The organism is Aeromonas sp. FDAARGOS 1408 (assembly GCF_019048665.1).
In the GTDB taxonomy this organism is placed as follows: Bacteria; Pseudomonadota; Gammaproteobacteria; order Enterobacterales; family Aeromonadaceae; genus Aeromonas; species Aeromonas dhakensis.
Map to the genome: position 1 here is coordinate 4,721,873 of NZ_CP077394.1, position 21,019 is coordinate 4,742,891.

At 62.5% G+C, this 21,019-nt stretch carries 19 protein-coding genes and 5 tRNA genes; 6 read left to right on the plus strand and 18 right to left on the minus strand.

Annotation, left to right across the window (positions count from 1 at the left end):
* From I6L38_RS21895 to I6L38_RS21905, 3 genes are all read left to right on the plus strand, one after another.
* On the plus strand, positions 1-606 hold the full coding sequence (locus I6L38_RS21895) for a sugar O-acetyltransferase (protein WP_216988934.1): 606 nt from the start codon (positions 1-3) through the stop codon (positions 604-606).
* 342 nt (positions 607-948) lie between these two features.
* The gene (locus I6L38_RS21900) at positions 949-1,281 is read left to right on the plus strand and encodes a hypothetical protein (RefSeq protein WP_094698753.1); all 333 of its coding nucleotides are present in this window, start codon (positions 949-951) and stop codon (positions 1,279-1,281) included.
* A gap of 440 nt (positions 1,282-1,721) precedes the next feature.
* A complete protein-coding gene (locus tag I6L38_RS21905; protein ID WP_216989607.1) occupies positions 1,722-2,819 on the plus strand; it encodes a PotD/PotF family extracellular solute-binding protein in 1,098 nt (365 codons plus the stop codon).
* An 8-nt stretch (positions 2,820-2,827) separates the two neighbouring features.
* On the opposite strand, the gene I6L38_RS21910 is transcribed toward I6L38_RS21905, so the two are convergent.
* The 9 genes from I6L38_RS21910 to nhaC form a co-directional block, all read right to left on the minus strand.
* Positions 2,828-3,592: a hypothetical protein gene (locus I6L38_RS21910; RefSeq protein WP_216988935.1), complete on the minus strand. Its 765-nt coding sequence runs from the start codon at positions 3,590-3,592 to the stop codon at positions 2,828-2,830.
* Between the two features lie 75 nt (positions 3,593-3,667).
* The gene (locus tag I6L38_RS21915) at positions 3,668-4,279 is read right to left on the minus strand and encodes a GNAT family N-acetyltransferase (protein WP_216988936.1); all 612 of its coding nucleotides are present in this window, start codon (positions 4,277-4,279) and stop codon (positions 3,668-3,670) included.
* A gap of 251 nt (positions 4,280-4,530) precedes the next feature.
* Complete coding sequence (locus I6L38_RS21920; protein ID WP_216988937.1) at positions 4,531-5,961, minus strand: gamma-aminobutyraldehyde dehydrogenase; 1,431 nt, start codon at positions 5,959-5,961, stop codon at positions 4,531-4,533.
* 29 nt (positions 5,962-5,990) lie between these two features.
* Complete coding sequence (locus tag I6L38_RS21925; RefSeq protein ID WP_010636002.1) at positions 5,991-6,806, minus strand: ABC transporter permease; 816 nt, start codon at positions 6,804-6,806, stop codon at positions 5,991-5,993.
* Positions 6,807-6,813: 7 nt separating this feature from the next.
* A complete protein-coding gene (locus tag I6L38_RS21930) occupies positions 6,814-7,782 on the minus strand; it encodes an ABC transporter permease (RefSeq protein WP_024943139.1) in 969 nt (322 codons plus the stop codon).
* A complete protein-coding gene (locus tag I6L38_RS21935; RefSeq protein ID WP_216988938.1) occupies positions 7,779-8,792 on the minus strand; it encodes an ABC transporter ATP-binding protein in 1,014 nt (337 codons plus the stop codon). The genes I6L38_RS21930 and I6L38_RS21935 overlap by 4 nt, the downstream gene beginning before the upstream one ends.
* Positions 8,793-8,865: 73 nt before the next feature.
* The gene (locus I6L38_RS21940) at positions 8,866-10,011 is read right to left on the minus strand and encodes an ABC transporter substrate-binding protein (protein ID WP_017766455.1); all 1,146 of its coding nucleotides are present in this window, start codon (positions 10,009-10,011) and stop codon (positions 8,866-8,868) included.
* A gap of 188 nt (positions 10,012-10,199) precedes the next feature.
* Positions 10,200-11,123, minus strand: a complete 924-nt coding sequence (locus I6L38_RS21945) for a LysR family transcriptional regulator (protein ID WP_005305481.1) — start codon at positions 11,121-11,123, stop codon at positions 10,200-10,202.
* Positions 11,124-11,228: 105 nt separating this feature from the next.
* Positions 11,229-12,638: a Na+/H+ antiporter NhaC gene (gene nhaC, locus I6L38_RS21950; RefSeq protein WP_017782481.1), complete on the minus strand. Its 1,410-nt coding sequence runs from the start codon at positions 12,636-12,638 to the stop codon at positions 11,229-11,231.
* 299 nt (positions 12,639-12,937) lie between these two features.
* Here nhaC and I6L38_RS21955 point away from each other — a divergent pair, with 299 nt between their 5' ends.
* A complete protein-coding gene (locus I6L38_RS21955; RefSeq protein ID WP_017766456.1) occupies positions 12,938-13,147 on the plus strand; it encodes a hypothetical protein in 210 nt (69 codons plus the stop codon).
* Here I6L38_RS21955 and I6L38_RS21960 read toward each other — a convergent pair.
* From I6L38_RS21960 to rsmC, 9 genes are all read right to left on the minus strand, one after another.
* Positions 13,142-13,414 carry a late competence development ComFB family protein gene (locus tag I6L38_RS21960; protein ID WP_005305474.1) on the minus strand — a complete coding sequence of 91 codons (273 nt, stop codon included), beginning with the start codon at positions 13,412-13,414 and terminating at the stop codon, positions 13,142-13,144. The genes I6L38_RS21955 and I6L38_RS21960 overlap by 6 nt on opposite strands.
* A gap of 109 nt (positions 13,415-13,523) precedes the next feature.
* Positions 13,524-13,609 (minus strand) — tRNA-Leu (locus I6L38_RS21965).
* 71 nt (positions 13,610-13,680) lie between these two features.
* Positions 13,681-13,766 (minus strand) — tRNA-Leu (locus I6L38_RS21970).
* Positions 13,767-13,811: 45 nt separating this feature from the next.
* Positions 13,812-13,897, minus strand: a tRNA-Leu gene (locus tag I6L38_RS21975).
* Positions 13,898-13,942: 45 nt separating this feature from the next.
* Positions 13,943-14,028, minus strand: a tRNA-Leu gene (locus tag I6L38_RS21980).
* A 55-nt stretch (positions 14,029-14,083) separates the two neighbouring features.
* A tRNA-Leu gene (locus tag I6L38_RS21985) sits at positions 14,084-14,169 on the minus strand.
* A 116-nt stretch (positions 14,170-14,285) separates the two neighbouring features.
* Positions 14,286-15,746 carry a glycogen synthase GlgA gene (glgA, locus tag I6L38_RS21990; protein WP_211030361.1) on the minus strand — a complete coding sequence of 487 codons (1,461 nt, stop codon included), beginning with the start codon at positions 15,744-15,746 and terminating at the stop codon, positions 14,286-14,288.
* Positions 15,736-16,953, minus strand: coding sequence for a glucose-1-phosphate adenylyltransferase (gene glgC / locus I6L38_RS21995; protein ID WP_005305468.1), 1,218 nt, complete (start codon positions 16,951-16,953; stop codon positions 15,736-15,738). The genes glgA and glgC overlap by 11 nt, the downstream gene beginning before the upstream one ends.
* A gap of 149 nt (positions 16,954-17,102) precedes the next feature.
* Positions 17,103-18,131 carry a 16S rRNA (guanine(1207)-N(2))-methyltransferase RsmC gene (gene rsmC, locus I6L38_RS22000; protein WP_216973444.1) on the minus strand — a complete coding sequence of 343 codons (1,029 nt, stop codon included), beginning with the start codon at positions 18,129-18,131 and terminating at the stop codon, positions 17,103-17,105.
* A 280-nt stretch (positions 18,132-18,411) separates the two neighbouring features.
* Here rsmC and dapA point away from each other — a divergent pair, with 280 nt between their 5' ends.
* Complete coding sequence (gene dapA, locus I6L38_RS22005) at positions 18,412-19,284, plus strand: 4-hydroxy-tetrahydrodipicolinate synthase (RefSeq protein WP_216988939.1); 873 nt, start codon at positions 18,412-18,414, stop codon at positions 19,282-19,284.
* A gap of 94 nt (positions 19,285-19,378) precedes the next feature.
* On the plus strand, positions 19,379-21,019 hold the full coding sequence (locus tag I6L38_RS22010) for a diguanylate cyclase (protein WP_017782484.1): 1,641 nt from the start codon (positions 19,379-19,381) through the stop codon (positions 21,017-21,019).

A 21,019-nucleotide genomic window follows, 5' to 3' on the forward strand; every position in this document is an offset into this window, starting at 1 on the left:
ATGAGCGAGGTGATGATGAAGGCGGCGGTGCGTGGCCCCGAGTGGCAGAAGATGGTGGCGGGGGAGCCCTATGATGCGGGCAACCCCGAGCTCAAGGCGGCGCGCGAGCGCTGCCGCAGGCTCTATCACACCTTCAACACCAGCTGGCAGGAGAAACCGGCGCGCGATTCTCTGCTCCATGAACTGCTTGGGGGCCGCGGCAAGGAGTGCGCCATCAACCCACCCTTCTTTTGCGACTATGGCGCCAACATCTTCGTCGGCGAGAACTTCTACGCCAACGTGGGCTGCACCATCCTCGACGTGTGCGAGGTGCACATCGGCGACAACGTGCTGCTGGCGCCCGGTGTGCAGATCTACACGGCCGCTCACCCGGTGGCGGTGGCGCCGCGCATCAAGGGGGTGGAGTTCGGTAAGCCGGTGCGGATCGGCCACAACGTCTGGATCGGTGGCAGCGTCGTCATCTGCCCCGGCGTCACCATAGGGGACAACAGCGTGATCGGCGCCGGCTCCGTGGTGACCAAGGATGTGCCGGCGGGCGTGGTGGCGGCCGGCAATCCCTGCAAGGTGCTGCGGCCCATGACGGCAGCAGAGTTGGCTGGTGGCTAGTGGTACCGGCCAGCGCGCACTTTCCAACACCAAGGGCAGGTTATCCTGCCCTTTTTCTTGTCCGTCATTGGCTGAACCTGGGATGTACAGCCACTTCAGATTTTTTGAACATCTAGGCCAGTTTATCTCGCTAACAATGACGAGCCTGGATGTTTAATATTCACTCAACGCTTAGGCAGGAACGCCAAGCGGCCAAATAACTGGTCGTTCAAGGCTGTGAGACCTTCAAATAGGAGGTCTGATGTTGGTGAAAGAACTACACACTATTTGAATAACCTCTTGCATGGATGCATTGATTCGGGGCCGTCGGCCCAGGCAATGACATAGAAACCAAGAGAGTGAATGAACATGAAAAACGTAATCAAGATGCTGGCCGTTGCAGGCCTGATGACCGCAGGTTTTGCCCAGGCTTCCGTTCCGGCTGACTTCAACGCCGCCCCGGGTGTGCTGTTTGTAAACTGGCACGCCACCGCAGCCGTCGAAGGCAAGGGCAACCCCATGCTGGAAGTACGTGACGAGTCTGGTGACCTGGTTGCCTCCGTGCACGCCAACCTGATGGGCAGCCAGCAGGTGCAGATCCCGAGCCGTACCCAGGGCAACCTGACCGTGAGCCTGGGTGAGCAGAGCAGCGACTACCGCATTCCGTTCGGTATCGGCAGCGGGCGTCAGCGCTAAGGGATCCCCGGGCAACCGGACACCCATGCGAGACAAGACAGGGAGGCCTAGGCCTCCCTGTCGTCGTTGACAATCGCTCGCCCCGGCTCTGGCCACCGAGCTCACAGGTGCAAGCCCGCCGTCGATCGCCATACGACAGCTCCTCGGCGCGGCCAGCTCGCAGCGCACTCTTGCGCCACACTCCCGCACCGCGAGCGCGACAGGTCTTCTCGTCCGATATACCGCCTTTCATTTCCCTGCCCGACCATACCGTCGGTGCCGTGCAGCTTGCACACATTCTGCCTGTTCAACGCATTGCGCGGGTCTGCTTGGCGACATCCATCCGCTGACAGCAGCCTGCCGCCTGCCGTTTCCCCGTTCGACGGGAGCCTATACTCCCTGAAGAACCTGTTGTGGGAGTGGTGATCATGCGTAGTCTCGTCTTGTTGGCCTGCTGTTGTATGGGGTCGGCCCTGGCTGCCCCGGTGCAGCTCAGGCTGCTGGAGTGGGGGTATCTGCCCGCCGGATATGAACAGCAATTTGCCGAGTACGCCAAGCGCGAGGGGGTGGAGGCGACGGTGACCCGGATCGAACCGCTGCTCACCGACTTTGACAGCGTCTATCGTGCTCTGCGTACCCGTAGTGCCGACGTGGTGATGCCGACCAGCTACTTCTACAAGGCGCATCATCAACCCCTCTTCAAGCTGCTGCTGCCCATCGACTTTGGCCGCTTGCGCCATTACCAGGAGGTGAGGCCGGCCCTCAAGAATACCGAGTATGACAAGTTGGGGGAGCGCAACTATTCCGTGCCCTTCTCCTATGCCATGTTCAGCCTGGCTTACGACAGCAAGCAGGAAAGCACCCCGCCCACCAGCTGGCAGGCGTTGGCAGAGCCGACGCGGCAGGGGCAATTTGCGGTTTTCTGCGATCAGTTTGAGCCCTTGCTCTTCTCCGTACTGCTCTCCCTTGGCAAGTCACCCGCCCTCTTTGCCAGCGGTGAAATGCTGGCCGATAGCCCGTTGCAGAACGAGGTGGAAGGGCAACTGACCCGGCGGCTCAAGGCGAGCCGGGGCTTCTGGTTCAATCAGGCCAATCGGTGCGAGGATCTGCGCCATCAGCACCTGGCCACCACCTGGGGGCTGGAGCTGGTGGAGTGCAATCGGCAAAACGGTCAGCAGTGGCGCATCGCCATGGTAAGGGAGGGGGCCATCTATGCCCTTGATGCCCTCTCGATTGCGCGGGATGTCGGGGATGATCCGGCCAGGCTCAAGGCGGCCTACCTGCTGATCGACTTCCTGTTGAGCGAACCCCTACAGAGCCGCATGTTGATGGGCACACCGACGGTTTCCGGCAGCAATGGATCGGCCCGCCCCCCGCTTACCCCGGAGGAGCAGGCCGTGTTGCCACCGCAGGCCCTGCCTGAATTTGACGAGCGCCTGCTGGTGCCGGCTCTGTCCGCGCACATCAAGAATCGCTACAAACGGATGGTGCAGCAGGCCCTGGCCAGCAGTGGCAAGGAGGGGCTGGCCAAGGTGTGCCCCTGGGATCTGGCGAACTGATGCCGGCGCTAGCGAGGTGTCAGGACGGGGCGATCGGAGAGGAGCTCCTGCACCAGCTGCACGGCCAGCGGGATGTTTGTGTCCATGGTATCGCCATCTTGTGCCTCGGCTTTCCAGCTGTCGGGGGCTTCCGGATGGGGCCCTGAGACGGCCACCTTGCCCTTGCCGTAGGCACTCATCAACGCGGCGATCCGGCCATCGTCGAAGTAGGCAAGTTCACGCACAGGTTCGGTGCCTGGCTGCAGGGCGAAGGTAGGGCCGGCCTGGTAGTACATGCGGCGCACCTCCCCGAGCCAGCGAATGTCATGGATCTTGGGAGAGAAGTCACCGTCGTAGTCGTCAGACTCTACCGGCACCAAACCGAGCGCCTTCACATAATTGCCCTCGTCGGCCCAGCCCAGAGACGCGACAAAGGCACCGCCGCAGATCCCCAGATAGCGCCCGCCCTGACTCAGATAGCGTTTGAGCGCCCCGGCGATGGCCGGGGTGAACCGATGAACCAGGGGCTCGACGTCATCTTCGGTCCCGCCGATGATAAACAGACGGGCGCCCGCCAGCTTGGCCGGGAGATCGCTCAGGTTGTCGAGATAAACCACGGGGAGGCCGGCCTGTTTGACCACGGCGGCGATCGCCTCGTTGCTATCCGGGTCCGAGATGGGGCCGGTATAGAGCAGGGCGTAGCCTGTCGGATTGGCGTCTATCTGTGGCTGGCTCTGGGCCTTTCCCGCGAGAGGGCAGATCATCAGCAGGGTGGACCACAGCAGCCAGCGCACTGGTCGGCTCGCTGATGACCTTAGCGCGTGAAGGCCAAGGTGTCGGTTGCTCAACATATCATCTTCCTGTGTGGGTCAGGCCGACTCATCAGTCGGCCCGGTTGGGGGATGGGGTGAGCCGCAAGTGGCCGGCTCTGTGGGCGCCGCGCAGCCCTGATGGGACCATTCGCTTCGCAGCAGGGCAAACACCACTGTGTTCCACCACTGCCCCTTGAAGTAGCGATGCTCGCGAAAGTGCGCCTCCTGGCGCATCCCGAGCGAGGAGCAGAGCCGTATGGCTGCCCGGTTCAGGGACAGGGTTTCGGCATAGATGCGGTGCACCCCGAGCGATGCAAACCCGAAGCCCGCCAGGGCCGAGGCCGCCTCCTGCATCAGTCCGCGTCCCTGGCTGTGGCGCGCCATGCCGCACCCCATCGAGGCCTGCTGATCGCTCTCCAGACGCAGGCAGACTGTGCCGATCAGGGCATTCGTCGCCTTATGCTCTATCGCCAGCTGATAGGCGCGCCGGGGGTGCTCGCCGGCCTGCTCGACAAACAGTCGGGTCAGCTCCCGGTACTTCTGCGCCCGGCCATCCTCCTCGCTGTAGAAGCGCTGATAGCGCTCGTCCTGGGTGATGGCCACGAAGGCCGCCTCGTCCTCGAGGCGCATATCGCGCAGCCTCAGGCGCTCGGTCTCAAGGATAAACATGCAGGCCTCCTTCAATGAGTGGCCATTATGGGGCTTGGGATAAGGGAAGGGACAATCCCCAACCGGGGGGCATCTCGGTGGTTGGCCGCGCAACTCGCCTCGGCGAGGGTCAGGGGAGTCAATAGCGTGCCCCCATTACAGCCGCATCTTCCTTACCCGGTGTATTTCCAAGACGAATGAACCCTCCCGGCCAGGGAGGGCTCATGCTTGCCACAGGCCAGGCACTCGGTCGAGCGCCTCCTGATACGCCTCTACAACTTCACCATGATATGCCGCGGCACCGTGTAGTCCTCCAGGGCGTAGAGGGAGAGATCCTTGCCGTAGCCGGACATCTTCATGCCGCCGTGGGGCATCTCGGAGGTGAGCATGAAGTGGGTGTTGATCCAGGTGCAGCCGTACTGCAGGTGGCTGGCCACCTTGCTGGCAAGGCCGAGGTCCCGAGTCCAGACCGAGCTGGCGAGGCCGTAGTCCGAGTCGTTGGCCCACTGCACCACCTGCTCGGCGTCGTTGAAGCGAGTCACCGACACCACGGGGCCGAATACCTCCCGGCGCACAATTTCATCCTCCTGACGGGCATGGGCGATCAGGGTCGGCTCGAAGAAGAAGCCGTTGCCGGGATGGATCTTGCCACCCGCCGTCACCTCCACGTGGCCGCTGCTCTGGGCTCGCTCCACGAAGCTCGCCACCCGGTTGCGCTGCCGGTCCGAGATGAGCGGCCCCATCTCCACCCCCTCCTCGCGCGGACCACCGACCTTGATGGAGGCCACCGCATCCGTCATGGCGGCGACAAACTTGTCGTAGATCTTGCCCTGGGCATAGATGCGGCAGGCGGCGGTGCAATCCTGGCCGGCGTTGTAGAAGCCGAAGGTGCGAATGCCCGCCACCACGGCCTCCAGGTCCGCGTCGTCGAAGATGATGACAGGCGCCTTGCCCCCCAGCTCAAGGTGGGTGCGCTTCATGGTGCGGGCGGCGCTCTGCAGGATCTTCTGGCCGGTGGCGATGTCACCGGTCAGAGACACCATGCGCACCAGCGGGTGCTCCACCAGCGGCGCCCCCACGCTCTCGCCCCGGCCGCAGACGATGTTGATGACGCCGCGGGGGAAGAGCTCGCTGGCGAGCTCCGCCAGGCGCAGGGCGGTGAGCGGGGTCTGCTCGGAGGGCTTGAGCACCACCGTATTGCCGGCGGCGAGCACCGGGGCCATCTTCCAGGCCGCCATCATCAGGGGGTAGTTCCAGGGGGCGATACTGCCCACCACGCCGATGGGGTCGCGGCGGATCATGCTGGTGTGTCCCTCGATATACTCCCCGGCGAGTGGCCCCTGCAGGCAGCGAGCCGCGCCGGCGAAAAAGCGGAAACAGTCCACCACCGCCGGCAGCTCGTCGTTCAGCACCGCCAGATAGGGCTTACCGCAGTTGAGGGATTCCAGCGCCGCGAACTCCTCGGCGTGGCGCTCGATGGCATCGGCCAGGCGCAGCAGCAGGGTACTGCGCTGGGCCGGGGTGGTGCGGCTCCACTGGGCGAAGGCGCGCTGGGCGCCGTTCACCGCCCGGTTCACCTGCTCGAACGAGGCTTCTGGCACCGAGGCGAGAAGCTCCCCGGTGGCGGGGTTGAGGATGGGCTCGGCCGGGCCGTCACCGGTGACGAACTGACCGTCGATCAAGAGTTGGGTAGAGAGTTTCATGGTTGCATCCTTGCGCACGCGTTGAGTCGTTATTTGCCACTGCCGGCGACGTCCTGGCCGTCGCGGGTGAGGTAGTAGGCAAGCAGAATGGGAATGGTGGTGAAGGCCACTATGATGAGCGCCACCACGTTGGTGACCGGCCTGTCCCGTGGCCGGATCAGCTCCTGATACATCCAGATCGGCAGCGTGGTCTGCTGGCCGGCGGTGAAGGTAGTGACGATCACCTCGTCAAAGCTCAGCGCAAACGCCAGCATGCCACCCGCCAGCAGGGCGGTGGCGAGGTTGGGCAGGATCACGTAGCGCAGAGTCTGGAAGCCGTCGGCACCGAGATCCATCGACGCCTCGATAAGGCTCTGGTTGGTGCGGCGAAAGCGCGCCAGGGCATTGTTGTAGACCACCACCACGCAGAAGGTGGCGTGGCCGATGACGATGGTCCAGAAGCTGAAGGGTATCTCCATCACCCCATAGGCGGAGCGCAGCGCGATACCGGTGACGATGCCGGGCAGGGCGATGGGCAGTACCAGCAAGAGCGACACCACCTCCTGGCCGAAGAAGCGGCTGCGGGCGATGGCCCCCGCCGCCAGGGTGCCAAGCACCATGGCCACCAGGGTAGCGAGCCCGGCCACCTCCAGCGACAGCTGGATGGCGCGCCACACGTCGGGGCGGTTGAGGGTCACCTCGAACCACTTGAGGGTGAGCCCGGGGGGCGGGAACTGGTAGCTCTTGCTCTCGCTGGTGAAGGCGTAGAGGAAGATAAACAGGATCGGGAAGTGCAGGAACAGGAGGCCGCCGATGGCCGCGTACTTGAGCAGACCGGAGGGTTGGCTGCCATGGTCCCGTTTCATGGAGGTATTAGAGCGCATCGAAGGCCCCCAGGCGTTTCGCGATGGTGAGGTAGATGGCGATGATGAGGATCGGCACCAGCGAGAAGGCGGCGGCGAAGGGCAGGTTGCCCGCCGTGCCCTGCTGCATGTAGACCACCTGACCTATGTACATGGTTGAGTTACCTATGATGCCGGGGATGATGTAGTCCCCGAGCGTCAGGGAGAAGGTGAAGATGGAGCCCGCCACCACGCCGGGCAGGGCCAGCGGCAGGATCAGGGTGCGAAAGGTCTGGGCAGGCGTGGCGCCGAGATCGCCGCTCGCCTCAAGTAGGGAGCGCGGGATCCGCTCCACCGCCGCCTGGATGGGCAGGATCATGAAGGGCAGCCAGACGTAGACGAACACGATGAAGGTGCCGAGGCGCGAGAACGACAGCGACGGCCCGCCGATCACTGGCAGCGAGAGGATGGCGTCCAGCAGCCAGTCCAGTCCCAGAGTGTCGGCCAGCCAGCTGATGACCCCCTCCTTGGCCAGGATCAGCTTCCAGGCGTAGACCCGCACCAGATAGCTGGACCAGAGCGGCAGCATGATGCCGACGTAGAACAGGGCTCGGGTCTTGCCGCTGGTGTAGCGCGCCATGTAGTAGGCCACCGGGAAACCGAGCAGGGCGCAGGCCAGGGTCACCAGCAGGGACATGCCGACGGTGCGCAGGATCACGTCCAGATTCTCCGCCCGCAGCAGGGCGACGAAGTTCTGCAGCCCCAGCTCGTGGCGGATCTGGCCGCTGAACTCGTCCAGCCCGAAGAAGGCATTGGAGAGCAGCATCAGCAGGGAGCCGACATAGATGATGCCGAGCCAGAGCAGGGGCGGCCCGAGCAGGATGGCCAGCAGCAGGCCGGAGCGGCCGTAGAGCAGGGTGGAGAGGCGCCGCAGCGGCCTGACGCGAACGGAGTCGGTAGCGTGGCTCATGGCAAGGCTCGCACTGTGGGGGGCGCTCATGGTTGAGCTCCCTGGTGGGCGGTGTGCAGGCGGTGGATCGCCTGCTCCGGCCAGCTGAGGCTGACCCGGGTGCCGCGGGGCAGACGGGCCTGGCCCTCGTTGGGGTGGTTGACGATAAGCTCGATCTGTTCGCCGAGATCGACCCGGTAGCGCACGAAGGGGCCGAGGTACTCCACCTCGCGCACCTCCCCTGACCAGCCGGGCGTACCGGCCTCGGCGAGCCGGATCCGCTCCGGGCGCACCATCATCTGGTGCTCATCGCCACACAGGCGCCTGGCCTGCTCCCCCTCGAACAGGTTGACGGTGCCGACGAAGCGGGCGACGAAGGGGGTGGCGGGGGCGTCGTAGATGGTGTCCGGTGCGGCGATCTGCTCGATCTTGCCCTGATTGAAGATGCAGATGCGGTCGCTCATGGAGAGCGCCTCCTGCTGATCGTGGGTGACGAAGATGAAGGTGATGCCGAGCTGGCGCTGCAAGGCCTTGAGCTCAAGCTGCATCTGCTCGCGCAGCTTGAGGTCGAGCGCCCCCAGCGGCTCGTCCAGCAAGAGGATGCGCGGCTGGTTGATCAGTGCCCGGGCGATGGCGATGCGCTGGCGCTGGCCGCCGGAGAGCTGGCCGGGCTTGCGGTTGCCGACGCCGGGCAGGCGCACCAGCTCCAGCATCTCGTCCACCTTGCGGTAGCGCTCCGCCTTGGCCACGCCCTTGAGCATCAGGCCGTAGCCTATGTTGTCGCGCACATCCATGTTGGGAAACAGGGCGTAGTCCTGAAACACGGTATTGAGGTTGCGGTCGTAGGGGGGCACAGTGGAGCAGGGTTCGCCGAACAGCCGGATCTCCCCCTCGCTCGGGTATTCGAAGCCCGCGATCATCCGCAGGCAGGTGGTCTTGCCGGAACCGCTTGGCCCCAGCAGGGTGAAGAACTCGCCGGCGGGGATCTGGAAGGAGATGTCGTCGACCGCCTTCACCTCGCCATAGTGGCGGCTGACCCGGTCAAATTGTACGGCGTTCATGGGACGTCCTTGTCTGTGTGGGAAGCGGGCCGGACTCCTGTCCGGCCCCATATCGGCATTTACTCAGGCAACTTCAGCGACCACCCAGGATGGCGATATAGTCCGAGACCCAGCGGTAATACGGCACGCAGGTTCCCTGGCTCTTGCACTGGGAGACGGGAGTTCGCCAGAAGCGCACCCGATCGAAGTTGTCGATGCCGTTGGTCTTGCACCCCTCTTTCCCGAGCAGGGCATTGCCCTCGCAGGCGGCCGGCACCACGGGCACGGAGCCGAACCAGGAGGCGAGATCCCCCTGCAGCTTGTTGTTCAGGGAGTGCTCCAGCCATTTGTAGGCGCAGGTGAGGTTCTTGGCCTCGCTGTGCACCATGCTGGTGTCGGCCCAGCCGGTGACGCCCTCCTTGGGCACCGTGGTGGCGATGGGCTGCTTGTCGGCGATCAGGGTGTTGGCCTGGAACGGCCAGGAGCCGGAGGCGACCACCCCCTCGTTCTTGAAGTCGTCGATCTGGACGAAGGCGTCGTGCCAGTAGCGCCCCACCAGCTGACGCTGCTGGCGCAACAGGTCGAGGGCGGCCTTGTACTGATCTTCGTTCAGCTCGTAAGGATCCTTGATGCCGAGCGCCGGCTGGTGGCTCATCAGATAGAGGGCCGCATCGGCGATGTGGATGGGGCCGTCGAACGCCTGCACCCGTCCCTTGTTGGACTTGCCGTCCGGCAGGGTCTGCTCCTCGAACACCACGCTCCAGGAGTCGGGGGCCTTGGGGAACACCTTGGTGTTGTACATCAAGATGTTGCCGCCCCACTGGTAGGGCACGCCGTAGTGCTTGCCATCCACCGTGTGCCAGGGGGCATTCTGCAGACGGGGATCTATCTTGCCGTAGCTCGGGATGAGCGCCAGGTTGAGCGCCTGCACCTTGCCGCCGGCGATGAGGCGCAGGCTGGCGTCGCCGGAGGCGGTCACCAGATCGAAGCCCCCCTCGTTCATCAGGGCCACCATCTCGTCCGAGGTGGCCGCCGTCTTGACGTTGACCTTGCAGCCGGTCTCTTTCTCGAAGCCGGTCACCCAGTCGTAGTTCTTGTCGGTCTCGCCGCGCTCCACGTAGCCGGCCCAGGCTACGATGTTGAGCTGGCCTTCACCCTTGCCGAGGGTGGTGGGGGCTGCCTGGGTCTGGCCTGCCAGCAGGGCGGGGATCAGGGCCAGGGTGAGGGGGGTCAGTTTCATCTTGCTCTCCTTGCTGGGGCGGGCACTGTGGTGATGCCACGCTGACAATTAACATCCTGTTAACCAGTCATGAGCGTAGGAGAAGCGCTGAGCAATGAGAATTTCAATTTTTAACGCCAAAGGTATCTGCTAAATCGATATCGAGTGCAGATGAATCTGAATTTTAGTGGTAGCTCGGCAAGAGAGGGTTAGCGAGGCAGTGCCTGCCGGGCCCGCAGCCGGCTCTGATCCCGCACTATGTCGATGAACTCGCGGGCGGTCCACTCCAGCCGTGAACCGCGCCGCCACACCAGGCCGATGTCGATGGCGGGGATCGGCTCCTTGATGGCGCGGGCCTCGACCCGCTCCTGCTCCAGCGACCAGGGGCGGTAGGCAAAGTCCGGCAGCAGGGCGAGCCCGAGCTGGCTGGCCACCAGGCTGCGCACCGCTTCCACCGAGGCGGTCCGTAGCACGATGCGCGGCGCTATGCCGTAACGGCGCAGGCCGCCACCGATGATCTGATCCAGCTGGTCGGCGGTCAGCGAGATCATGGGCTCTTCGCCGAGCGCCTTGAGAGAGAGGGTCGACTCGGCGCAGAGCGGGTGGTTGGCGGCGAGCCAGACCCGCAGCGGCGAGCGGGTCAGCAGCTCGGTATCGAACGCCTCCTGGCGGATGGTGCGGTTGGTCATCAGGATCCCCACGTCCACCTCGCCGTTGACGATCTGGTGCTCGAGATAGGGCTGCTCGTCCTCCTTCACCTCTATCTGTACCGCCGGGAAGGCGCGGCGAAAGCGGCCGAGCGCCTCCGACAGGTAGTAGCCGGCTACCAGCGTCGTCACCCCTATGGTGAGCCGCCCCTGATCCTGCTGGGCTACCGCCTTGAGGGAGTGGCTCGCCTCGGTCATGGCGCCGAGGATGCGACGGGCGTGGAGCAGAAACTGGTGGCCCTGAGTGGTGAGGCTGACCCCGCGCGGGTTGCGATCGAACAGGGGGGCGCCGAGCTCGCTCTCCAGCTCGCGGATGGCGCTGGTGACTGCCGACTGGGAGATGTGCAGCTCGGCAGCGGCGCGGCTGACCGAGAAGCTGTCGGCCACCGCCACGAAATAGCGGATCTGGCGAAAGGTGAAGTTCATCTGGGCGTCCTGCCGCGTGCGATCAAGGTGAGTGCCAGCTTAACCTCGAATCGCACCCAGACAAAAGGCGCCGTGTTGGCGCCTTTGTCATGGTTTTTCCGGCGGTTAGCGGGAGCTGGCCGCCTCGATCACCGGGATTCGGTTCACCGCCTTGCCCAGATAGGCGAGGGTGATGGTCACAATGATGCAGGTGAAGCTGAGCCACATGTAGGGCAGGTAGTCGAGGGTGGCCACTCCCAGTACCCCGGCCATGAAGATACCGTTGTCGCTCCAGGGCACCATGCCGCAGGTGAGGGTGCCGCCGAACTCGGCGTTGCGGGAGAGGTTCTTGCGTGCCAGCCCCAGCCGGTCGTAGTTCTTGGCCATGATCTTGGGGGTCAGGATCAGCGACACATACATGGCCGAGCCGAACACGTTGGCCAGGAAGGCGGTGCCTATGGTGTGGGTCGTCAGGCTGCCGGCACCCTTGATGCGCTTCTCGAAGGCGCTGGCAATCACTTCCAGGATGCCGACCTTCTCCAGCAGGCCGCCAAAGCCCAGACCGAAGATGATGACGGCCACCGAGCCCAGCATGGACTCCATGCCGCCACGGCCCAGGATGTTGTCGATGAAGTCGACGCCGGAGGTGATGGCGAACGGGCTGTAGGCGGAGTGCATCGCCTTCACCGGATCCATGTCCTGGAACAGGATGGCCCAGACAAGGCCCAGCAGGGCGCCGAAGCTGATCACCGGGAAGGCGGGCTTGCGGTTGGCCAACAGGCCCAGCACCAGCACCACGGGCACTATGGCCAGCGGGGTGATGTTGAACTGCTTGTCGAGCGCCTCCATCACCAGGTTGACCTGCTCCAGGCTGACGTTGCCGGAGTACTGCATGCCGACCACGGTGAACAGGGCGGCGGTGATGACATAGGAGAACAGGCTGATGGGCAGCATCCCCTTGATGTGCTCCATCACGTCGACGTTGGACATGGTCGAGGCCAGCACCACGGAGTCGGAGAGCGGAGAGAGCTTGTCACCGAAGTAGACACCGGAGAGCACGGCCCCCGCCACCAGCGGCGCTGGCACCCCCAGGCTGTGGCCGATCCCCATCATGGCGATGCCGGCGGTGGCGGCCGAGCCCCAGGAGGTACCGGTGGCCAGCGAGGTGAGGGAGCAGATGATCAGGGTCGCCAGCAGGAAGATGGACGGGTGAATCACCTTGAGGCCGAAGTAGATGATGCTGGGGACGATGCCGCCGGCAATCCAGGTACCGACCAGGGCGCCGACGGAGACCAGGATCAGGATGGCCCCCATCCCCTTGGCGACGCCGTCGACGGCCGCCTGCTCGAGGGATTTGTAATCATGGCCGAGCTTGATGCCGAGCCCCATGATGACGAACCAGGCGATGAACAGTGCCAACTGGATTGGCAGGTCGAGCACGCTGGTGAAGGAGAAGGCCAGGGCCAGGAAAATGGCCAGACAGGTAAACACCTGCGACATGCCCGGCAATCGGATGTGGTTGTGTTGGTTTTGCATAGATACTTCCTAAACTCTTGCTCGCCAAGGTCGGTCCCTCTCGTCCTGTGGATACACGTATCCCGAGGGGCCCACCCAAAAAGAGGCCGCAATCTACCACAAACCAGGGGGGACAAATCCCAACTGATTTGGCAAAAATGCAATTTTGATTGAAAAACTTACAATTTAGTTGATCTCATAACCCGTTTTTGAGTGCTCTGTCTGCCCCGATGGGACATTCGACTCCGATAGGAAAGTCCGATTGCATACTCCTAAAATACAAATGATAATTGTTATCAGTTGTTGGAGGGGAGTGTGTCATGAGATGGATAGTGAGGGCCATGCTGCTGATCGGGCTGCTGGCCATCCTGATCTGGGGTCAGGAGAGGGAGTACGGGGTATGGAGTCTGGGCTTCTTGCTGGCCGCCTGGGTCATGTTCGAACCCAGGCTGAGACCAGCGCTGATCCTGCTGCCGGTGGCCGGCATGACCGGAGTGGCGGCCCTTGTCTGGCAGCAGCCCTGGTTATGACGAGGTGGCCGGTGCGCTCTGCACCTTTTCCAGCGCCTGTTTGAGGGAGGTGATGACGTTCTTCTCCATCTCGTTGCGCTTGGCATCGGTCAGGAAGTAGATCATATCGACGTCGTGGCGAATATAGTGGGAGGGGAGCTGGTTTAGGGTCAGGCAGCAGAGATCGGCCATCTGGTTGGCGCTCAGTGTCTGGCTGAGCCCCTGTTTCTCAATCTCCTTGAGCACCAGATGCTCGTAGAAGTTGTGAATGTCGGTATCCAGTATCATATGCATTCCTTGGCATGACGATGGGCGGTGAGTCGTCAAAAGCATAGTCATAACAAGGGGTAAAAACAAAAGGCCCGTCACTTTCGTGATGGGCCTTTTGCAGAATGAATGGTGCGAAGAGAGGGACTCGAACCCTCACATCCGTGGGACACTAACACCTGAAGCTAGCGCGTCTACCAATTCCGCCACCTTCGCACACTGATTTTCTCCAGCTGGTTTTTAAATGCGGTTGGAGCGCATTTTCTGCGTTTTACATGCCAGAAGCATGGTGCGAAGAGAGGGACTCGAACCCTCACACCCGGGGGGCACTAACACCTGAAGCTAGCGCGTCTACCAATTCCGCCACCTTCGCACATCGGGTTATCAGTCTGGATTTACATGCTGTCTGATAAAAGCATGGTGCGAAGAGAGGGACTCGAACCCTCACACCCGGGGGGCACTAACACCTGAAGCTAGCGCGTCTACCAATTCCGCCACCTTCGCACATCGGGTTATCAGTCTGGATTTACATGCTGTCTGATAAAAGCATGGTGCGAAGAGAGGGACTCGAACCCTCACACCCGGGGGGCACTAACACCTGAAGCTAGCGCGTCTACCAATTCCGCCACCTTCGCACATCGGGTTATCAGTCTGAATTTACATGCCGTCTGATAAGAGCATGTTGCAGTATGGTGCGAAGAGAGGGACTCGAACCCTCACATCCGTGGGACACTAACACCTGAAGCTAGCGCGTCTACCAATTCCGCCACCTTCGCATCACTGCGGTGGGGGATTCTATAGAGTTTTGGGGGGGCGTCAACAGCCAGAAGGTACTTTTTTCGCTGTTGACACCCAAAGCAGCATCAAGGGGACAAAACTTCAGCAATTAGCGTCACTGGCGAGCCAGGGCGTCCCGATACATCTGCTCGTACTGGATAACCGAATCGGGCCAGTTGAAGCGGGTGTTCATGGCATTGCGCTGAACCCGGGCAAACTGCTCGGGGTCCTGCAGGTAATAGAGCAGGCTGCGGCGCATGGCATCGAGCAGTATGTTGGCGGTCGGATCGTTGAAGCAGAAGCCGGTCGCATGTGCCGGATCGGCATCCCAGTCCACCACAGTATCCTTCAGACCGCCGACCGCCCTTACCAGCGGCAGGGTGCCATAGGCCAGGCTGTACATCTGGTTGAGGCCGCATGGCTCGAACAGGGAGGGCATCAGGAAGAAGTCGGCACCGGCCTCCACCAGGTGGGCGAGCCGGTCGTCATAGGTATTGATGAAGGCGAGCCGGTCCGGGAATTGCTGGGCCAGGGTGTGCAGCTGGGTGGCGAGGGAGGGATCTCCCGAGCCGACGATCACCACCTGCACCTTGTGATGGAGAAACTTGTCCAGCACCGGCAGCAGCAGATGAACGCCTTTTTGTTCGGTCAGCCGGCACACCATGCCGTAGATGGGCAGGTCCACCACCGGCAGGCCCAGCTCCTGCTGCAGGCTCTGTTTGCAGACGCCCTTGCCGGCCAGGTTGTCGACGTCATAGGTGGCCGGCAGAAAGTCGTCGAAGGCCGGATCCCAGTCCTGATAGTCGCAGCCGTTGAGGATGCCGCGCAGATCCGCCGCCCGCTGCTGGAAGACGCTGGCCATGCCGTGGGCCCCCAGGTGGGTCAGCAATTCGCTGGCATAGTTGGGGCTGACCGCGTTGATCTTGTCGGCATAGAGCACCCCGCACTTGAGCAGGTTGACGTGGCCGTAGTCATAGCTGATGCGCTGTTCGTAGTCGGCAATCTCGGGCACGGCCCAGAACTGCTGGCGCTCGAACACCCCCTGGAACGCCGCGTTGTGAATGCTGATCACGCTGTGAGTGTGCTGGAAGAAGGGGTTGTGGGCATGTCGGGTTTTCAGCAGCAGCGGCAGCAGGCCGGTGTGCCAGTCGTTGCAGTGCACTATCTCGGGGGCAAAGGCGAGCTGCTCGCAGGCGTGCAGCGCGGCGGCGGCCAGGAAGGCGAAACGCTCGCCGTTGTCCGGATAGGCCTGGTTGTTTTCGGCATAGAGCTGGGGGCGATCAAAGTACTGCGGGCAGTCGAGCAGGTAGACACAGACCCCTTCGAGATCCATTTGATAGATGCGATAGCCGATATCTGGCAGGCCCGGGTGGGTTGGCAACCAACGCGAGACCAGCAGTTTGGCCTCATCCCGTCGCTTTATCGTCTTGTAGAAAGGGAGCATGATCCTGACATCATGTCCCTTCTGGGCCAGGTACAGCGGCAGGGCTCTGGCCACGTCCGCCAGGCCCCCGGTCTTCACAAGCCCCTCAACTTCCGAGGCAACGAACAGGATTTTCAGTGGGTTAATAGCCAACTCTTGCTCCCTTAGGTACCACGACGATACCGCCTTCGGACACGGTAAATCGCTCTCTGTCATGGTCCAGATTTTCACCGATCACGGTGCCGGGCGCAATTTCAACGTTCTTGTCGATGATGGCGCGGCGGATGGAGCAGCCCTCGCCAATCTTCACGTCACCGAGCAGAACCGACTCGCTGATGTGGCTGCAAGGGCCTATGTTGCAGCGAAAACCCAGGATGGATCGCTGGATCTGGCTGCCCTGGATGAAGCAGCCACCGGAGATCAAGGAGTTGGCGATCTTCACCTTGCAGTCGTCGGTGTCGACGAAGGTGGCGGGCGGCAGCGGCGGATAGTGGGTATGCAGCGGCCACTTGCGGTTGTAGAGGGAGAAGGGGGCATCGTCGGCCACCAGGTCCATGTGCGCCTGCCAGTAGGAGTCCAGCGTCCCCACGTCGCGCCAGTAGACGTTGGGCTTCTCGCCCGGGATCACGTTGGTGCTGTAGTCGTAGACATAGACTGGGGCACGCGGGAACAGGCTGGGAATGATGTCCTTGCCGAAGTCGTGGCTGGAGTTCTCCTCGGCGGCGTCGCGCTTGAGTTCGCGATAGAGCGACTCGGTCTCGAAGATGTAGTTGCCCATGGAGACCAGCGCCTGGGTGGGATCACCGGGGATGTGCTTGGGCCGCTTGGGTTTTTCCTCGAAGCCGATCATCCGGCCCTCCTGATCCACCTCGATCACCCCGAAGGCGCTCGCCTCTTCGATGGGCATGCGCAGGGCGGCGACGGTCAGAGCGGCGGCCTTCTGCTTGTGGAAGCTCACCATCTGGCTCACGTCCATCTTGTAGATGTGGTCGGAGCCGAAGATGCAGACGTGCTCGGGGTCGGAGATCTCGATGAAGCGCAGGTTCTGATAGATGGCGTCGGCCGTGCCGTCATACCAGCGTTTTCCCATCCGCATCTGGGCCGGAATGGGGTCGATGAAGCGATCCGTGATGCCGACGATATTCCAGCCCTTCTTCATGTGCAGATAGAGGGACTGGGACTTGAACTGGGTGAGCACATAGATGCGTAGGAAGTCGGCGTTGACGAAGTTGTTGAGCACGAAGTCGATCAGTCGGTAGCTGCCACCAAAGGGAACCGAGGGCTTGCTGCGGGTGGTGGTGAGTGGCTGGAGGCGAGTACCTTCGCCGCCCGCCAGGATCATGGTGAGTATGCCTGCCATCGTATTTCTCTCCCTGAATTCATACTATGAAAAGGTTTTCAGCCTGATGCAAAAAAACACCCCTAAAGGGGTGGTTTGAGGTGTGTCAATTACCTTATCAGATCCCGTATGGGGCTCTCTACCTGTTTCCGGTGACTGCTTACACTTATTTACACTTTGCTCAGATAGACCTTGAATTTGGCATCGCCACTGATCACTTCCGTCCGTTTGAAGTGCGTCTCCAGTATAGGCTGATATCGCAGAAAGGCGTTGGCAACTATGGTGAGGGTGCCCTGCTGCGACAGATGCTCCGGCGCCTTGGCCAGGAAGGTTTCGGTGGCGGCGTAGAAGGTCTTGAGACCGGCGTGGAACGGCGGGTTGGAGACGATGCGGTCAAATTTTTCCTGGATGTCGGAATAGACGTCGGACGCCCGCACCGCGCCCTGCAGACCGTTGATAGCCAGGGTACGGCGGCTGGATTCCAGCGCCAGCGCGTTGATGTCCACCATGGTGACCCTGAGTTCAGTATTGCGCTTGGCCAGCACAGAGCCGATCACCCCGGCACCGCAACCGAAATCGAGCAGCGTTCCCTGCATGGCCGGCAGGCTGGCCAGCAGCATCTGGCTGCCCAGATCCAGCTCGGATGCACTGAACACGCCGGGCAGCGCCAGCACGGTCAGCTCGGTATCGCCAGCCTGGCACTGGTAGCGGCCAAACCAGGCGTCCAGCTCGAACGGGGCCACCGGTTTGCTCAGTTCGCCGTGATAGAGGGAGCAGCGGCGTGCCGAATCGCGTTTGACCGGCTTCTCGCCATAGGGAGCCAGCAGCTTGTCGGCCCCGTTGATGCCGCCGCGGTTCTCGCCGGCGAGGAACAGCTCGGCACCGGCTTCCAGCAGCGGGGTCATCATGGCCAGCAGATACTGGGCCTCGGCCTTGGCCTTGGGCATCAGCAGCAGCAGGGCATCGAAGCGGGGGGCGCCACCCAGTTGGTGATCGAACAGGATGGCGTCGCCCAGCGCGGCCTGCTGGCTGCGGTAATAGCAGTAATCCGTGGTAAACACGGTGAGGGAGTGGGTCAGGGTCGCCAGCTGGCGCGGATAGTCATCCTCCAGGGCGCCGCACACCAGCAGCCGCTTGCCGACAAAGAGGGCTTGGTTTCGTTCCAGCATCTGGCTGACGGCACTGATCGGGCTGCTCATCGGGTCTCTCCACGCAATTTTGGGCGGCCATTATACATAGCCGCTTTCACCTTGACATTTATGCCGTGTTCCCGAAATATGCCCAGACACCATTTTTTGAGCAGAGATGACGCAATGCGGTTCAACGGGTTGAAACGAAAGCATAAAAAAAGCCTGACATTCGGGCCTGCCGACGTTCGCGCGTAACCTCTCATCCCTGAGCAGATTCAAACCCCGGTTGCGCACATCGTACCGGGGTTTTTTATTGCCACATTCATGAGTCAACGGAGAAGGAAATTCCATGTTCAAAGGTTCAATCGTCGCCCTGATCACCCCCTTTCGACAGGGCAAGCTGGATGAAGAGGCGCTGGCACGTCTGGTGGAGTGGCATATCGAACAGGGTACTCACGGCATAGTGCCGGTGGGCACCACGGGGGAGAGTCCGACCCTGACCCACGACGAGCATTGCCGGGTGGTGGAGCTGGTGGTCAAGCTGGTGGCTGGCCGCATCCCGGTGATCGCCGGGGCCGGTTCCAACAACCCGGTTGAAGCCATCGAATACACCCGCTATGCCGAGCAGATGGGGGCCGATGCCACCCTGCACGTGGCCGGTTACTACAACCGTCCCAATCAGGAGGGGCTCTATCACCACTTCAAGGCGGTGCACGACGCCACCAGCAAGCCCATCATCGTCTACAACATCCCGCCGCGCGCGATCGTCGACGTGCAGCCGGCAACCCTGGCCCGCCTGGCCGAGCTGCCGCGCATCGCCGGGGTGAAGGATGCGACCGGCGATCTGGCCCGCCCCTGGGTGGAGCGCCAGCTGATCAAGACGCAGTTCGCCTGGCTCTCCGGCGAAGATGCCACCGCCGTGGCCTACAACATCGGCGGCGGTCAGGGTTGTATCTCGGTGACGGCCAACGTGGCCCCCAGGCTGGTGGCCGAGGTGCAGAACCTGGCGCTGGCCGGCCAGTGGCAAGCTGCGCGTGAACTGCAAGACAAACTCATTCCGCTGCATCAGGCGATGTTTGCCGAGCCGAGCCCGGCCGGTGCCAAGTATGCCGTCTCCCTGCTGGGCTTTTGCAGCGAGGAGTGCCGCCTGCCGGTGATGCCGCTCTCCGAGGCAACGCGTACCCGCATCCGCGAGGCGATGCACGCCTTGAATTTGTTATAAAAAATGGGCTCTGGATCGCGCTTTTGACTGGCCAGTCAATTAAAGTGCAGGCTTTGCCGATATACTCGCTTGGATACAACCAAGGATGGCAGGCATGCAGGAATGGGATCCAGAGCACTTCACCAGCTTTGAACACCTCTGTGAAGTGACACTGGCGGCAATCAGGGAAAAAACCGAAGCCGAACAGATCTATTTGTGGCTGCGCGCCCCCGAGTCGCAGCTCTACAGCTTCCAGCTCGATCAGGGGCTGGTCAGCCTGACGGCCGATGCCGTCGCCTCCCTCAAGTTGCCGATCCTCTTCATCGAACACGCCCTCGACAAGGGACAACTGATGGTGGAGCCGCTCGCCCAGCACAACGAGCTGTGGGAAACGGTCGAGCCACAGACGGTGCGCCTGCGCGCCTGTTTCCCGCTCAAGCGCCACAAGGGGCTGGAGGCCGTGGTCTACCTGGAGACCCGCCGCCGTATCGATCGCCTGCCCCGGCGTCAGCAACAGGGCATCCAGCTGTTGATGCACTATCTTGCCGCCGAGCTCGAGAGCCGGCTGCTGGCCAGCCAGGTCGATCTGGAGCGGGATCAGCGGCTGCACACCCAGGCTGACCTCATCCGCAGTCAGGCGCTGCAAGGCTCCTTCCTCAGCATGCTGCAGGCGCTGCACCAGGTGGGAGTCAAGCTGGCGCGTTGTGACAGTGAACACCAGCTGCTGCATGATGCGGTGGCGCTGGCTCGCCAGGAGCTGCAGTTCGACCGCATCGCCATCTTCCTGGTGGATGCCGAGTTCAAGACCATGCACGGCACCTGGGGTACCAACGAGGTGGGCGAGCTGATCGACGAGCACCACTTCATCAGCCCGATCCCTGATCACCCCACGGTGCAGGAGGCGCTGCGCCGCAAGGATTATGTGCTGGTGCTGGAGGATGCGCCGCTCTACTACGAAAAGCAGGAGGTGGGGCGTGGCTGGAATGCCATGGTTTCGCTGTGGGACGGGGCCACCCCCATCGGCTGGATCGCCGCCGACAACCTGCTGTGGCGCCGGCCGCTCAAGGCTTATCAGAGCGAGATCTTCAAGCAGTATGCCGCCATGCTCTCCCAGTTGCTGATCCGCCAGCGTACCCAGGCGGCACTCGAGCGTTTCAACCGCGAGCTGGAGCAGCGGGTCAGCGAGCGCACCATGCAGCTGGCGGAGAGCAACCGGGCACTGGCGGAGGCCAACAAACGGCTCTCCATGCTGTCGCTGGAAGATCCCCTCACCGGCATCGCCAACCGCCGCCAGTGGGATCTCACCATGCAGCGGGAGTGGGAGTGGGCGCGCCGGCACCAGAGTCTGCTGGCGGTGCTGATGATCGACGTGGACGAGTTCAAGTCCTACAACGACCACTTCGGCCATGCCAAGGGGGATCAGTGTCTGCAGCAGGTGGCCGCCCTGCTGCAGGATGCGGAACGGCGGCGTACCAACCTGGTGGCGCGTTACGGCGGCGAAGAGTTCGTGATCCTGCTGTGCGGTCCGCAACCCGGTGAGGCGGAGCGGCTGGCGGAACAGATTCACCAGGGGCTCAGTGAATTAAAAATCCCGCATCCGGCCTCCCGAGTTGCTGATTTCATTACGGTTAGCATAGGCTTTAGCTATCTGGTTCCCTCGCTGGATGGAACATGGCAGAGCCTGACCGAACAGGCCGATCAGGCGCTCTATCATGCCAAATCGCAGGGGAGGGCGTGTACGCTAGCCTATCGGTGA